The 13,401-nt window shown below is 71.0% G+C and carries 10 protein-coding genes; 5 read left to right on the top strand and 5 right to left on the bottom strand.

The window, feature by feature from the left end; all coding sequences use genetic code 11:
• Nucleotides 1-55: 55 nt before the first annotated feature.
• Nucleotides 56-691: a TetR family transcriptional regulator gene (locus J8M50_RS06200; protein WP_029183799.1), complete on the bottom strand. Its 636-nt coding sequence runs from the start codon at nucleotides 689-691 to the stop codon at nucleotides 56-58.
• Between the two features lie 133 nt (nucleotides 692-824).
• Here J8M50_RS06200 and kbpA point away from each other — a divergent pair, with 133 nt between their 5' ends.
• The 3 genes from kbpA (at nucleotide 825) to J8M50_RS06215 (ending at nucleotide 4,919) form a co-directional block, all read left to right on the top strand.
• On the top strand, nucleotides 825-1,628 hold the full coding sequence (gene kbpA / locus J8M50_RS06205; protein WP_029183798.1) for an AfsK-binding protein KbpA: 804 nt from the start codon (nucleotides 825-827) through the stop codon (nucleotides 1,626-1,628).
• 256 nt (nucleotides 1,629-1,884) lie between these two features.
• Nucleotides 1,885-4,323 carry a protein serine/threonine kinase AfsK gene (gene afsK, locus J8M50_RS06210; RefSeq protein ID WP_010353328.1) on the top strand — a complete coding sequence of 813 codons (2,439 nt, stop codon included), beginning with the start codon at nucleotides 1,885-1,887 and terminating at the stop codon, nucleotides 4,321-4,323.
• A 59-nt stretch (nucleotides 4,324-4,382) separates the two neighbouring features.
• Nucleotides 4,383-4,919, top strand: a complete 537-nt coding sequence (locus J8M50_RS06215) for a hypothetical protein (protein ID WP_040836258.1) — start codon at nucleotides 4,383-4,385, stop codon at nucleotides 4,917-4,919.
• A gap of 28 nt (nucleotides 4,920-4,947) precedes the next feature.
• Here J8M50_RS06215 and J8M50_RS06220 read toward each other — a convergent pair whose 3' ends face one another.
• From J8M50_RS06220 to J8M50_RS06235, 4 genes are all read right to left on the bottom strand, one after another.
• Complete coding sequence (locus J8M50_RS06220) at nucleotides 4,948-5,919, bottom strand: alpha/beta fold hydrolase (RefSeq protein ID WP_010353326.1); 972 nt, start codon at nucleotides 5,917-5,919, stop codon at nucleotides 4,948-4,950.
• Between the two features lie 76 nt (nucleotides 5,920-5,995).
• The gene (locus tag J8M50_RS06225; protein ID WP_010353325.1) at nucleotides 5,996-6,766 is read right to left on the bottom strand and encodes an enoyl-CoA hydratase/isomerase family protein; all 771 of its coding nucleotides are present in this window, start codon (nucleotides 6,764-6,766) and stop codon (nucleotides 5,996-5,998) included.
• Nucleotides 6,763-7,173 carry a Zn-ribbon domain-containing OB-fold protein gene (locus tag J8M50_RS06230; protein WP_010353324.1) on the bottom strand — a complete coding sequence of 137 codons (411 nt, stop codon included), beginning with the start codon at nucleotides 7,171-7,173 and terminating at the stop codon, nucleotides 6,763-6,765. The genes J8M50_RS06225 and J8M50_RS06230 overlap by 4 nt, the downstream gene beginning before the upstream one ends.
• Nucleotides 7,174-7,237: 64 nt before the next feature.
• Entirely contained in the window at nucleotides 7,238-8,386 is a 1,149-nt protein-coding gene (locus tag J8M50_RS06235) for a lipid-transfer protein (RefSeq protein ID WP_010353323.1), read from the bottom strand.
• 124 nt (nucleotides 8,387-8,510) lie between these two features.
• Between J8M50_RS06235 and J8M50_RS06240 the strand changes: the two genes are divergently transcribed.
• Nucleotides 8,511-10,127: a FadD3 family acyl-CoA ligase gene (locus J8M50_RS06240; RefSeq protein ID WP_010353322.1), complete on the top strand. Its 1,617-nt coding sequence runs from the start codon at nucleotides 8,511-8,513 to the stop codon at nucleotides 10,125-10,127.
• Between the two features lie 182 nt (nucleotides 10,128-10,309).
• Complete coding sequence (afsR, locus tag J8M50_RS06245; protein WP_010353321.1) at nucleotides 10,310-13,282, top strand: SARP-family global regulator AfsR; 2,973 nt, start codon at nucleotides 10,310-10,312, stop codon at nucleotides 13,280-13,282.
• Nucleotides 13,283-13,401: the final 119 nt, after the last annotated feature.

Genomic DNA, 13,401 nt, shown 5'->3' on the forward strand with positions numbered 1-13,401 from the left:
GGCCCACCCAGGTGAACCACCGCCCGCTGAGACAGGACGAGTCAGCGCCGCACGCCTACTTCGTCGGCTTCTTGCCGGTGATGCCGAGGTGCACCAACAGCGCGAGGTTCGGCTTGAGTTCGGCCTGCTTCACGCCCCAGGTGGTGAACCCCTTCTGGTGCGAGGCGACGGCGGCGAGCATGGCGACGAGCGAACCGGCCACGGCCGCCGGGTTCACGTCCTTGTCGACCTTGCCCTTGGACTGGAGTTCGGCGACCGCGTCCGCGAGGGAGTTGTTCACCGAGTTGAGGATCTTCATCCGGAGTTTGTAGAACCGCTTGTCGCCCTCGGCCGCGCCGAGGTCCACGACCCGCAGGATCGCCTCGTTCTTCCGCCAGAACTCCAGGAAACCGTCCACGAGTTCCTGCGCGGTCTGCCAGCCGGCCTTGCCGACCCACGAGCGGCCTTCGAGGAGGTCGGTCAACCCCGCGCCCTCGGCGGCCATTTGCTCCGCGATCTCCAGGACGGCGCCTTCGACGTCCGGGAAGTACTGGTAGAAGGTCGCGGGCGAAGTGCCCGCCTTCCGGGCGACATCGATGACCTTGACGTCCCGGTAAGGAGAGGAGCTGAGCATCTCGCTGAGGCAGTCCAGCAGCTTCTGCCGCGTGGCCTGCCCACGCCGACCGGCTACGCGGCCGTCGACGGTACGCACTTGTCCTGTCATGCCGTCAGCTTACCGAGGGGTGATCGGAGCGCGATTCGGCCGATCCAAATGGGGTGCATTCCACTCCCCGGGGCGCATCCGCTGGTCTGCGCGGTGCGGGTCCCGCCGTTACTTTGGGCGCATGGCCGAAAACAGGGCATCGGGGTACGGAGAGGGCGCCGCCGCGCACACGGGCGGTTACGGAGAGGGCGTCCCCTGCTGGGTCGACGCCCAGCTTCCCGACCTCGACGCGGGAAAACGTTTCTACGGTGAGCTCTTCGGGTGGACCTTTGATGTACCCGACGACCCCGGAATGGACCACGGCGGCTCGCTGTGGGCCAGAAAAGACGGGAAACCGGTTGCTGCCCTGGCTCCCAAGGGTGACGGTCGTATGCCGACCGTGTGGACGGTCTACTTCGCGACCCCCGACATCCGCCGTACCGCCGGGCGCATCGTCGCCGTCGGCGGCCAGGTCGTGATGGCCCCCTTCCCGGTCGGCAGGCTCGGCGCCGCCGCCCTGGTCGCCGACCCCGAGGGCGCCGTCTTCGGGCTCTGGCAGGGGGAGCGCCACCCTGGTTTCGGGGTACGTCATACCCCTAGCACTTTCGTCTGGGCCGAGCTGTACGCCCGGGACATCGACGCCGTGAACTCGTTCTACGGCGGCCTCTTCCACGAGGCCCTCTTCGGCGAGGGCGCCCGCCCCGACTTCGGCCGGGCCCCCGTCTCCGACGTCTTCCCCGCCGAGATGCCCCCGCACTTCGTCGTCCACTTCGGCGTCGAGGACTGCGCCGTCGCGGTACGGACCGTCGTACGCCTCGGCGGGCGGGTCCAGGCCGGGCCGTTCCCGACGTCCTACGGGATCGCCGCCGTCGTATCGGACAATCAAGGGGCGTCGTTCGCGTTGTTGCAGCGGGAGAACCGCCGTTTCGGCGTCGAACCGGCGTGAGAGCCTGTGTCACATCCCCGGCCGGGCATGTGACACAGGCTCTGAATCGACATCGGTTCGAAGGCGATCCGGCGTTGATTTGGAAGAAATGTTCCGGTAGATGAAGTAGCACCCTATTTTTCACCGGGTTCGCAACCAGCCGCCCGGCCAGGAACAATCGGGGGTGCGTGCCGCCATGGCGGTGCGGTGGTGAGACGCTGCACGGGGTCGCGTGAGGACGTGGCTTGCGCGGCCCGTACGGGGAGGTGGCAGGCAAGTGGTGGATCAGCTGACGCAGCACGATCCGCGGCGGATCGGGCCGTTCGAGGTGCTGGGACGGCTGGGAGCCGGCGGCATGGGGCTGGTCTATCTGGCGCGCTCCGCGTCGGGCCGGCGCGTGGCGATCAAGACGGTGCGGACGGAACTCGCCGAGGACCAGCTCTTCCGCGTGCGGTTCACGCGCGAGGTCGAGGCGGCACGCGCAGTAAGCGGCTTCTACACGGCTGCTGTCGTGGACGCCGATCCGCGCGCGGCCGTGCCGTGGCTGGCGACCGCGTACGTCCCGGCGCCCTCCCTCGAAGAGATAGTGAACGACTGCGGGCCGCTGCCGGCCCAGGCGGTGCGGTGGCTGGCGGCGGGGGTCGCTGAAGCGCTCCAGTCCATCCACGGCGCGGGTCTCGTGCACCGCGACCTGAAGCCGTCGAACGTCCTCGTCGTCGAGGACGGCCCCCGGGTGATCGACTTCGGTATTGCCTCCGGGGTATCCAATACCCGCCTGACCATGACGAACGTGGCCGTGGGCACTCCTGCGTACATGTCGCCCGAGCAGGCGAAGGACTCGCGCAGCGTGACCGGGGCGAGTGACGTCTTCTCGCTCGGGTCGATGCTCGTCTTCGCGGCCACCGGGCATCCGCCGTACCACGGTGCGAATCCGGTAGAAACCGTTTTCATGCTGTTGCGGGAAGGGCCCGACCTGGAGGGGCTGCCGGACGAACTCCGGCCGCTCATCGAGTCGTGCATGCAGATGGAGGCCACCGCCCGGCCCAACCCGGCCGACCTCCAGGCGCAGCTCGCGCCGCATCTCTTCGGCTCCGGGTCCGACGACAGCGGTACGGCCTCGGCGTGGCTGCCGGAGAAGGCCGTCACCATGATCGAGACCCGCCGGGGCGGGCGTCCGCCGAAACCCGCGGGGCCCTCCGGCCGGAGCGGGGGCGGGGTCAACCTGGGGGGCAGGCCCGCGCTGCCGCCTCCGCCGTCGCACGACCCCGTCGTCCCCGGTGGGGGCGTAGTACCCGTAGTACCTCCGAGGCCCGCCTCGCCCGCGCCGTTCCCCGCGCCGATGGGGGCGCCCGACGCCAGTCCGGTACGGCTCGCGGGTGCGCCCGTCCCGATCGGTCCCGGGCCGCGGATCTCCGACATCCGGGCTACCTCTGCGGTACGGGCCCCCGTACCCGACCCAGGTCTTACGGGGTCCTGGACGCGGGTGCGGCCCGGTGCCAACGGCGCCGACCCCGTCGTACCCGTAGTACCTGGGGGTGGGGTTACTGGTGTGCCCGCCCTGCCAAGCGCCTCCCCGGAGACGCCGGCCGGCTGGCGGCCGTGGCGCTTCCGTATGTCGAACGACGTCTGGGGTACCCCCTCGGTCGACGGCGACCTCGTCTACGTCACCTCCTTCGAGGTGCACGCGCTGGACGTCGCGACCGGGCGGCGCCGGTTCAAGACGCGGGACGTCGCCTGGTCGATGGCGGTCGCCGACGGCCGGGTCCACGCCTCCGACGGGCCGACCCTCTTCGCCCTCGACGCCCGCGAGGGCGGCGACCTGTGGCGGCTGCCCGCCGACGCCTGGGTGTACTCCCTGCGGGCCGAGCGCGGCACGATCGTCACCGGCACGCGCGGCGGCGGCGCGCAGGGCTGGGAGGCGTCCAACGGGCAGAAGCTGTGGGAGATCGGCGGCTGCCAGACCGACTTCGAGTCCCCCGAGGCGGGGCCCGTGCTGCACGAGGGCACGGTGTACGTCTGGCAGGACGCGAGGCTGCGCGCGCTGGAGGCCCGTACGGGTGAGGAGCGATGGTCTTACCCCATCGGTGACGCCGCCTCCTGCGGGGGCGTACCCGTACGCGTAACTCCCTCGGGGGACGGGAACGTGTACGTCTCCGCGGGTACGCGGGTGCTGTCGGTCGACATCGCCACCGGGATGGTGCGCTGGCACTTCGAGGCGCCGGCCGCGTTCCTGTCGCCGCCCGCCTTCGTGCCGGGGCCCGCCGTCACGGGGGGCGGGGTCTACCTCGCGGACTACCTCGGTACGGTCTACGCCCTCGACGCCGCCGACGGGCGCGACCGCTGGCGGATCGCCACCGAGGCGCGGTCCTCCATCGACCCTGTGCTGGTTGCGGCGGGGCATGTCCATGTGGGGAGCGGGAAGGGGCTCTACACGCTCGACGCGGTCACCGGGACACCCAAGTGGCGGTTCCAGGCCGGTGGGGACATCGTGGGGGCGCCCGCCGTCGCCGAGGGGCGGATCCACTTCGGGTCGACCGACTGTCTGCTGTACACGCTCAAGGCTGATGACGGGCGGTTGCGGTGGAAGCTGGCGACGGGGGGCGAGATCACTGGCTCTCCGGTTGTACGGGACGGGGTCGTGTACGCGTGCAGCAAGGATCGGTGCGTGTACGCGCTGGACGCGGAGAAGGGGACGGGGACGGCTCGGCCGGCGTGAGGATCATGTCGTCGACGGGCGGTGGCATGATCGTGACAGGCGTTGCCTAGAGTGGGCGGATGCGATCACGGGGGTACGTCTTCAGGCTTACGGCTGTCTCGGCGCTGGTGGTGCTCGCGCTCACGGGGTTCTCCAGTGGGCGGGGGCACGGGAGCCACAGCGGGGGCGGTGGGGGAGGCGGGTGCAGCAGCTCCCGGCAGGATCACGACAGTTCGTCGTCGACGTCGGGGGGATCGTCGGGTGGGTCGCACTACCGGGACTACGACGACGACTCCAGCTCCTCCAGCGGGGGTTCGTCCGGCTCGTCCACGCACACGCCGGTCGTCGTCGAGGACGCCCGCGTCAGCCTCGTATCGTGCGCGACGCGCAAGGCGCCGTACATGATCGTGAAGGTCACCAACCCCAACAAGTCGGTGCAGACCTTCGAGATCACCGTCAGGTTCCTGGACGCGCGGGGCGCGGTGATCGCCGAGCCCGTGACGGAGGAGATCGTCGGCGGGAAGAAGACGGAGGAGGTCCGGATTCCCGTCGGGAGCGCCGGCCTCGCCGCGCAGGTGGACCGCTGCGAGGTCGAGCCCGCCGCCCCGACGGCCTGAACTCTCCCTGCCGCCGCAGGAGTTACGCCTACTCGTCCCGCAGGCCGGTCAGGAACTCCACGAGCAGCTCGTTCACCTCGGCGGGGCGTTCCTGCTGGGTCCAGTGGCCGCAGCCCGGCAGTACGACCGGCGGGCGGCGCAGGCCCGGGACCAACTCCGCGAGGCGGGCGATGAGTTCGGGGGTGCCCGGGAAGTAGGCGACGGGGTCGCGGTCGCCGTACACGAAGAGCGCGGGCGTGGTGATGGACGCGCCCGCGAAGGGGGCCGTCAGCTCCCAGTTGCGGTCGAGGTTGCGGTACCAGTTGAGGCTGCCGGTGAAGCCCTTGACGTAGCCCTCGGCCAGTTCGTCGAGGTCCGACTCGGTGAACCAGTCCGGGAGTTGCTCGGGGGCGGGCAGCTGGTCCAGCCAGGGGGTGCCGGGCTCGATCAGGGCCTGGTGGATGCCGGGCTCGCCCGGGGCGTCGCCTGAGTGCGCGTACATGAAGCGCCGCAGCGCGGCTTTCGGGTCCCGGCCGAACTCCTCGTCGGCGAGGCCGACTTGGTTGAAGTACGTCCAGTAGAAGCGGCCGTCGTACGCCGCCTTCACCACCTCCAGCGGCGGGTTGGCGCCGCGCGGCGCCGGGGCCACGCTGAGCCCCGCGACCCCGCGCACCACGTCGGGCCGCAGCAGCGCCGTGTGCCAGGCGACCGGCGCACCCCAGTCGTGGCCGACGACGAACGCGGTCTCCTCGCCGAGCGCGTGGATGAGGCCGACGACGTCGCCGACGAGGTGCAGGATGCTGTACGCGTTCACGTCGTCCGGGCGGTCCGAGGCGCCGTAGCCGCGCTGGTCCGGGGCGACGACGCGGAAACCGGCCGCGACGAGCGGGGCGAACTGGTGGCGCCAGGAGTGCCAGGACTCGGGGAAGCCGTGCAGCAGGACCACCAGCGGGCCTTCGGTGCCGGACTCGGCGATGTGGAGGGAGATGCCGTTCACTTCTATGGTGCGGTGCTGGATCATGCGGGCTATTTTATGAGGGTGTTCCGGACGGAAATGCGGCGCCCCGTGTATTCCGGGTCGCCTTTCCGGTAATTGCTCAGCGAATCCGGAAATTCTGAGTTCTTTTTGTGAAAAGTTGTGCCTGCCGGTCGTCCGGCAGATTTCCCAGCGAGATCAAATGCGGGGCCTGCGCGAATCCGTGAGCCTGCGCCGCCTCCCGGGCCGACCACAGCGCGCGGACCGTCCCCTGCACCCCCTCCGGCGGATACCCGGCGATGACCTGCGCCCTTTCCACCGCGACCGCCAACGCCCGCCCGGTTTCCGCGAGTTCGGAGACGAGTCCGACCTCGTACGCGCGCCGCGCGGAGATCCGCTCCGCCGTTCCCATCAGCATCATCCGTGCGACCTCCCCGTACGGCATGCGCTGCGCCATCAGCACCGACTCGTACGCGCTGACCATTCCGTACGTCGTGTGCGGATCGAAGAACTCGGCGCCTTCCCCCGCCACGACGAACTCGCTCTCGCCCAGCAGGTAGAAAGCGCCGCCGCACGCCATTCCCTCGACGGCGGCGATCACCGGTTTCCACAGGTCGTTGGACTTGGGGCCGATGCGCAGGAGCGGATCGTCCTGCATATAGGGGGAGTTGGGCTGCGGGACGACGGCGTCGCGGTCGAGGCCGGTGGAGAAGGCGCGGGTGCCGGAGCCGGTGAGGACGATCGCCCGTACGGTGTCGTCGAACCGCAACTGGCGCCAGATCTCGGAGAGTTGGCGGGCGGTCGGGACGTCGATCGCGTTGAGCTTCTCCGGCCGGTCGAGCGTGACGACCGCGACGCCGGTCTCCTTGTCGGTGTCGAGGCGGGGCGTCACGCCAGCACCCACTGCGGGAGGCCGCCGTCCGGGAACACGGCCTGGACGCGGGCGCCGATCCGGATCCGGTCCGGGGCAAGGGAGTTGAGGGGGGCGCCGGGGTGGGTGACGACGTTGCCGACGAGGCGGATGCGGGGGGCGTCGTCGAGTTCGACCAGGGCGACGTTGTAGGGGGCCTGGGCGGCGTAGTCGGGGAGGAGGGGCGGGTGGGGGATCACGTACGACCAGATGCGTCCCCTTCCCGACGTGAGCTGCCAAGTCGACGCGAACGACTGGCAGTTCGGGCAGCAGGGGCGGGGCGGGAAGCGGGGCTCGGCGCACTGGGCGCAGGCCTGGACGCGGAGTTCGCCCCGGGCCGCGTACTGCCAGAACGGGGCGCCGTCGGTGTCGTGCAGCGGGGTCAGCATGGCCGGACTCCTCAAGTCCTGGGTGGACGTGCGCGGTTGGCTCTTCAGGTCCTCGGTCGGTTCTTCACGTCCTGAGCAGCAGCGCAGAGGTGGGGACTCCCTCGCCCGCCGTGACGAGGCAGGTCGAGGCGTCGGGGACCTGTGCGGTGCTGGTTCCCCGGAGCTGTTTCACGCCCTCGTTGATGAGGTTGAAGCCGTGCACGTACGCCTCCGAGAGGCCGCCGCCGCCCGTGTTGACCGGGAGCCGTCCGCCGAGTTCCAGCGCGCCGCCCTCGGTGAACGCGCCGCCCTCGCCGCGCCCGCAGAATCCGTAGCCCTCCAGGGAGAGGGGGACGAGCGGGGTGAACGCGTCGTAGATCTGGGCGACTTGGACGTCCGCCGGGGTGAAGTCGGCGTGTTTCCACAGGTGTCGGGCCGTCGCCCAGGAGGGGCCGGTGAGCGGGTCGTCGTTCCAGTAGTTGACCATGCCGTGGTGCTGGGCGGGCAGGCCCTGCGCGGCGGAGTGGATGTAGACCGGGGTGCGGCGGCAGTCGCGGGCGCGTTCCGCCGAGACGACGACACAGGCCAACGCCCCGTCCGTCTCAAGGCAGTTGTCGAACAGGCAGAGGGGTTCGCTGATCCAGCGCGAGGTCATGTACATCTCGCGGGTCAGCGGGCGGTCGTACATGATCGCGGCCGGGTTCTGGTTCGCACGGTTGCGGCAGGCCAGGGCGACGTTGAAGAGGTGGTCGCGGGTCGTGCCGTACTCGTGCATGTGGCGGCGGGCCAGCATCGCGATCTCGTCGGCGGGGCGGAGCAGGCCGAAGGGGCGCGTCCACTGGGCGGGGGTGGGGAGTTGGGCCGTCGTGTTCGTCCAGGGGCGGGGGCCGCTGCCGCGTTTGCGGGAGCGCCAGGCGACACCGACGCTCGCCTGTCCTGCGGCTATCGCGGTGGCCAGATGGGCGACTGTCGCGCACGAACCTCCGCCGCCGTACGGGGACTTGGCGAAGAACGTGAGGTCGCCGAAGCCGACCGCCTTCGCGAGTTCGACCTCGTCCGTCTCCTCCATCGTGAACGAGGCGACCGCGTCGACCTCGGCGGGGGTGATGCCCGCGTCGTCCAGGGCGGCGAGGACGGCCCGGCAGGCGAGGGTTCTCTCGTCCTCCGGGAGGTGTTTGGCGAACGGTGTCTGGCCTATGCCGACGATGGCTGTCGCGTCCTTGAGTCCGGCCATGTCCCCCTCCGATCAGACCTGCTGACAGAGCGTCAGGTTATCGCTAATCTGACGGGTCGTCAGCTACTGGCTCCCGGATCGTCGGGGGCCGTGCATGGAGCGGCAGGGCAGGGAGGGACAGGGCATGGAGTGGCGCAGCATTCCCGAGCTGGTGCGCTGGTCGGCCGAGAAGTACGGGGAGGCCGAGGCGGTGGTGGACGGGCGGGTCCGGATCTCCTACCGGGAGTTGGGAGCCCGGGTGGAGCGGGCGGCGGCTGCCTGTGCCGCGTCCGGGGTGCGGGCCGGGGACCGGGTGGGGATCTGGGCGCCGAACTCGCTGGAGTGGATCGTCGCGGCGCTCGGGGCGGTGTCGGCGGGCGGGGTGCTGGTGCCGTTGAACACGCGGTTCAAGGGGGGTGAGGCGGCGGACGTGCTGCGCAGGAGCGGGGCGCGGCTGCTGTTCGTGACGGGGACGTTCCTGGGGACGTCGTACGTGGCTTCGCTGCGGAGGGCCGCGGGGGACGGGGCGGGGGAGGGGCCGTTGCCGGGGGTGCCGGAGCTGCGGGAGGTCGTAGTACTGGCGGAGGACGCGCCGGAGGGGTTCCGGACGTGGAAGGACTTCCTGGCCGGTGGGGGCGAGGTACGGGAGGGGGCGGCCGTAGGTATTACGGGGGCTACGGGGACTACGGGGACTGTGGGTACTACAGGTATTACGGGGTCCTCCCCCTCCGACATCATCTACACCTCAGGTACTACGGGTAGCCCCAAGGGTGCCGTGATCACCCACGAACAGACCCTGCGCGGCTACGACGCCTGGAGCGAGCTGGCGGGGCTGCGTGAGGGGGACCGGTATCTGATCGTGAACCCCTTCTTCCACACGTTCGGCTACAAGGCCGGGGTGATCGCCTGCCTGACGCGGGGCGCGACGATGATCCCGCAGCCGGTGTTCGACGTGACGACCGCGCTGGCGAACATCGCGGCGGAGCACGTCACCGTCCTGCCCGGCCCGCCCACGCTCCACCAGTCGCTCCTGGACCACCCCGCGCGGGCGTCGTACGACCTGTCCTCGCTGCGGCTGGTGGTGACGGGCGCGGCCGTCGTCCCCCTCAGGCTCGTCGAGCGGCTGCGGGACGAGCTGGGCGTGGCGACCGTGCTGACCGCGTACGGGCTGTCCGAGGCGAGCGGCATCGTCACGATGTGCCGGCGCGGCGACGAGCCCGAGGTGATCGCGACGACGTCGGGGCGGGCGATCCCCGGGACCGAGGTCCGGGTGGTGGACGCGGCGGGGCGGGCACTGCCGTCCGGGGAACCGGGGGAGGTGCTGGTACGGGGGTTCAACGTCATGCTCGGGTACTACGGGGAGGACGCGGCGACCCGGGAGGCGGTCACGCCGGACGGCTGGCTGCGTACCGGAGATGTAGGGGTACTGGATGAGTCCGGGAACCTGCGGATCACCGACCGGATCAAGGACATGTTCATCGTCGGCGGTTTCAACGCGTATCCGGCCGAGATAGAGCAACTCCTGGGGCTGCATCCGGCCGTCGCGGACGTCGCCGTCGTCGGCATACCGGACGCCCGCCTTGGAGAGGTCGGCAAGGCGTACGTCGTCCGGCGGACCGGCGCCGTGGCGACCGGGGACGACCTGATCGCCTGGGCGCGGCGCGAGATGGCGAACTACAAGGTTCCCCGAGTGGTGGAATTCGTGGGCGAGTTGCCCCGGAATGCGAGCGGGAAAGTGGTCAAGGGGCAGCTGCGGAGTTGAAGTCGGGGTTGCTGAAAACGATTGCTGCCGTTTGCTCCACGGCCTCCGCCGTTGTGGAGAGTGCGTGAGGGATCTGTGTACTCCCGTGTGCCGTCGTGTACTCGGTGTTTCCCGTTGCTGACGGGTCCCGTGCCAGCAAGGCAAACTGGGCAGGTCAACAGGGAGCGCCCAGGGAGACCTCGATGGACGACCGAGTACCGCGCGTGCCGAGACAGGAACGCCACGACCCCACGCGGGCCGAGGACGTGGCGGGACTGAGGTTCGGTGTGCTCGGACCGGTACGAGCCTGGCGGGACGACGTTCCGCTGCCCACCGGGTCCCCCCAACAGCGCGCCGTACTCGCGACGTTGCTGCTGCGCGAGGGCCGCACGGTGACCGCCGCCGAGCTGATCGACGCGGTGTGGGGCGAGGACCCGCCCTCCCAGGCGCTGGCCGCGCTGCGGACGTACGTGTCGCGGCTGCGGAAGGTCCTGACCTCGCGGATGCTGGTCAGCGACGCCGGAGGCTACGCGCTGCGGGACCCCGGCGGCGCCGTCGGGCTCGACCTCACGGCGGCGCGGACCCTGTCCGAGGACGCGGAGAAAGCCTGGGCGGCGGGCGACGTACGCGCCGCGCGGGACCGCCTCGACCACGCGCTCGGCCTGTGGGAGGGCGAGACGCTCGCGGGCGTACCCGGGCCCTACGCGGAGTCCCAGCGCGTCCGGTTGGAGGAACTGCGCCTCCAACTCATCGAGAACCGGCTCGATCTGGACCTCGAACTCGGCCGACATGCCGAAGCCGTCTCGGAGTTGACCTCCCTCACCGCCGAACACCCCCTCAGGGAACGCCTGCGCGAGCTGCTCATGCTCGCCCTGTACCGAAGTGGCCGCCAGGCGGAGGCACTTGCCGTGTACGCCGACACCCGCCGCCTGCTCGCGGAGGAACTCGGCGTCGACCCCCGCTCCGGTCTGCGCGAACTCCAGGAACGCATCCTGCGCGCCGACCCCGCGCTCGCCGAACCCGAGGCACCGGCCGCCGAAACCCCCGTCGTCCGCATTCTGCCCGCTCAACTCCCCGCATCGGTAACGGATTTCACCGGACGGGAGAACCTCGCCCGCGAACTGGGCGAAGCGCTCGTCGCGGAGAGCGGCGACGAGAACCGGGTGATGGCCGTCTCCGCCGTCGCCGGGATCGGCGGCGTCGGCAAGACGACGCTCGCCGTGCACGTCGCCCACCAGGCCCGATCCGCCTTCCCCGACGGCCAGTTGTACGTCGACCTCCAGGGCACGAGCCCCCGCCCCGTCGAACCCCAGGCCGCCCTCGGCGCGTTCCTGCGCGCCCTCGGCACCGCCGACCCCGCGATCCCCGACTCCCTCCAGGAGCGCTCGGCGCTGTTCCGCTCGCTGCTCGACGGCCGCCGCGTCCTGGTCCTCCTCGACAACGCCCGGGACGCCGCCCAGGTACGGCCGTTGCTGCCCGGTACGGCCGGCTGCGCGGCGCTCGTCACCTCCCGCACGCGGATGGTGGACGTCGCGGGCGCGCACCTCGTCGACCTCGACGTGATGGCGCCGCACGAGGCGCTCGCGCTCTTCACGCGCATCGTCGGCGCCGAACGCGTCGCGTCCGAACGGGAGTCGGCGCTCGACGTCGTCGCCGCGTGCGGCTTCCTGCCGCTCGCGATCCGTATCGCCGCCTCCCGGCTCGCCGCCCGCCGTACCTGGACGGTGTCGGTCCTCGCGGACAAACTCGCCGACGAGAGACGGAGGTTGGACGAGCTCCAGGCCGGGGACCTTGCCGTGAAGGCAACATTCGAGCTGGGCTACGGGCAGTTGGAGCCCGCACAGGCCCGCGCCTTCCGCCTCCTCGGCCTCGCCGACGGACCGGACATCTCCCTCGCCGCCGCAGCCGCCGTCCTGGACCTGCCGCCCGACGACACCGAGGACCTGCTGGAGTCCCTCGTCGACACCTCGCTCCTGGAGTCTGCGGCGCCCGGCCGCTACCGCTTCCACGACCTGGTCCGGCTCTACGCGCGCGCATGCGCGGAGCGTGACGAACTCCCCTCCTCCGAACGGGAGTCGGCGCTCACCCGGCTCCTCGACTTCTACCTCGCGACGGCCGCCGGGGTGTACGCGATCGAGCGGCCCGGCGACCGGCTCGTGGAGCAACTGGAGGAAACCGCTTATCCCGGGCTGCACTTCGAGGACCGGCACGACGCGCAGGACTGGCTGTACGCCGAGGCGGGCGCGCTGCTGTCCTGCGTACGGCAGTCCATCGGGGACGGCCGACTGCGCCGCGCCGTCGACCTGTTGTGGGTCGCCAAGGACCTCGCCGAGTCCGGGGCCAACGCGCGCGAGTACGAGGTGGCCGCCAACGAGGCGCTCCAGCAGGCCCGTTCGGCCGGTGACCCGCATGCGCTCGGGCGGGCGCTGATCACCCTCACGGACGTCCACCTCGTCGCGGGGCGCTTCGACCGGGCCGACGCCGCGGCCGTCGAGGCGCTGCGGGTCACCGAGGACGCCGACGACCCCGTACCGCGCTGCTGGGCGCCCAACACCCGCGGAATCATCGCCCTTTACCAGGGGCGGCACGAGGAGGGCGAGCGGCATCTCACGGTCGCGTTCGACAACTTCCGCGCCAACGAGAACAGGGCGGGCGAGGCGAGCGTCCTGTGCAACCTCTCCCGTATCCACCTCGCGACCGGGCGGGTGGAGAGCGCGGTGACGCTGGCGCACCAGGGCATCGGCATCTACGACCGGACCGGCAACGCCCTGCGCGGCGCCAACGGGCGGTACGCGCTGGGGCTCGCGCTCACCGAGAGCGGGCTGCTCACCACGGCCGCGGACATCCTGCGGGACGCGCTCGACGTGTTCCGCGACAGCCGGCAGCGGCTGTGGGAGGGCATGACGCTCTTCCGGCTCGCCGAGGTCGACCTCGCCGCGTGCCGTCCCGCGCAGGCCGCAGCCAACGCCGACCTCGCGCTCACCGCGCTGCGCGGCATCGGCGGGGAGTGGCGCCGGGGGCTGGTCCTCACGGTCCTCGGGCGGGCGCTGAGCGGGCTGGGGCAGGCGGGGCGGGCGCACGTGTGCTGGGCCGAAGCGCTGGGGATCTACGAGGAGTTGAGGGCGCCGGAGGCGGAGGAGGTACGGGGGCTGCTGAAGCTGTCGGTGGCGGCGTAGGGGGTACTCAAGAGGTAGTACCCGCGATGTGGAAGCCGACGTTCATGGAACGTTTATCGGCCTCTGACATGCTCTTACCAACGAACGGCCGGACCGGGGGGAACGGCTGAAGTCGTTGA

The organism is Streptomyces acidiscabies (genome assembly GCF_020010905.1).
Classification (GTDB): Bacteria; Actinomycetota; Actinomycetes; order Streptomycetales; family Streptomycetaceae; genus Streptomyces; species Streptomyces acidiscabies.

Coding starts and splice junctions, on each gene's coding strand:
- kbpA (WP_029183798.1), top strand. CDS start 825: ATGGCCGAAAACAGGGCATCGGGGTACGGAGAGGGCGCCGCCGCGCAC.
- J8M50_RS06215 (WP_040836258.1), top strand. CDS start 4,383: ATGCGATCACGGGGGTACGTCTTCAGGCTTACGGCTGTCTCGGCGCTG.
- J8M50_RS06220 (WP_010353326.1), bottom strand. CDS start 5,919: ATGATCCAGCACCGCACCATAGAAGTGAACGGCATCTCCCTCCACATC.
- J8M50_RS06230 (WP_010353324.1), bottom strand. CDS start 7,173: ATGCTGACCCCGCTGCACGACACCGACGGCGCCCCGTTCTGGCAGTAC.
- J8M50_RS06235 (WP_010353323.1), bottom strand. CDS start 8,386: ATGGCCGGACTCAAGGACGCGACAGCCATCGTCGGCATAGGCCAGACA.
- J8M50_RS06240 (WP_010353322.1), top strand. CDS start 8,511: ATGGAGTGGCGCAGCATTCCCGAGCTGGTGCGCTGGTCGGCCGAGAAG.
- afsR (WP_010353321.1), top strand. CDS start 10,310: ATGGACGACCGAGTACCGCGCGTGCCGAGACAGGAACGCCACGACCCC.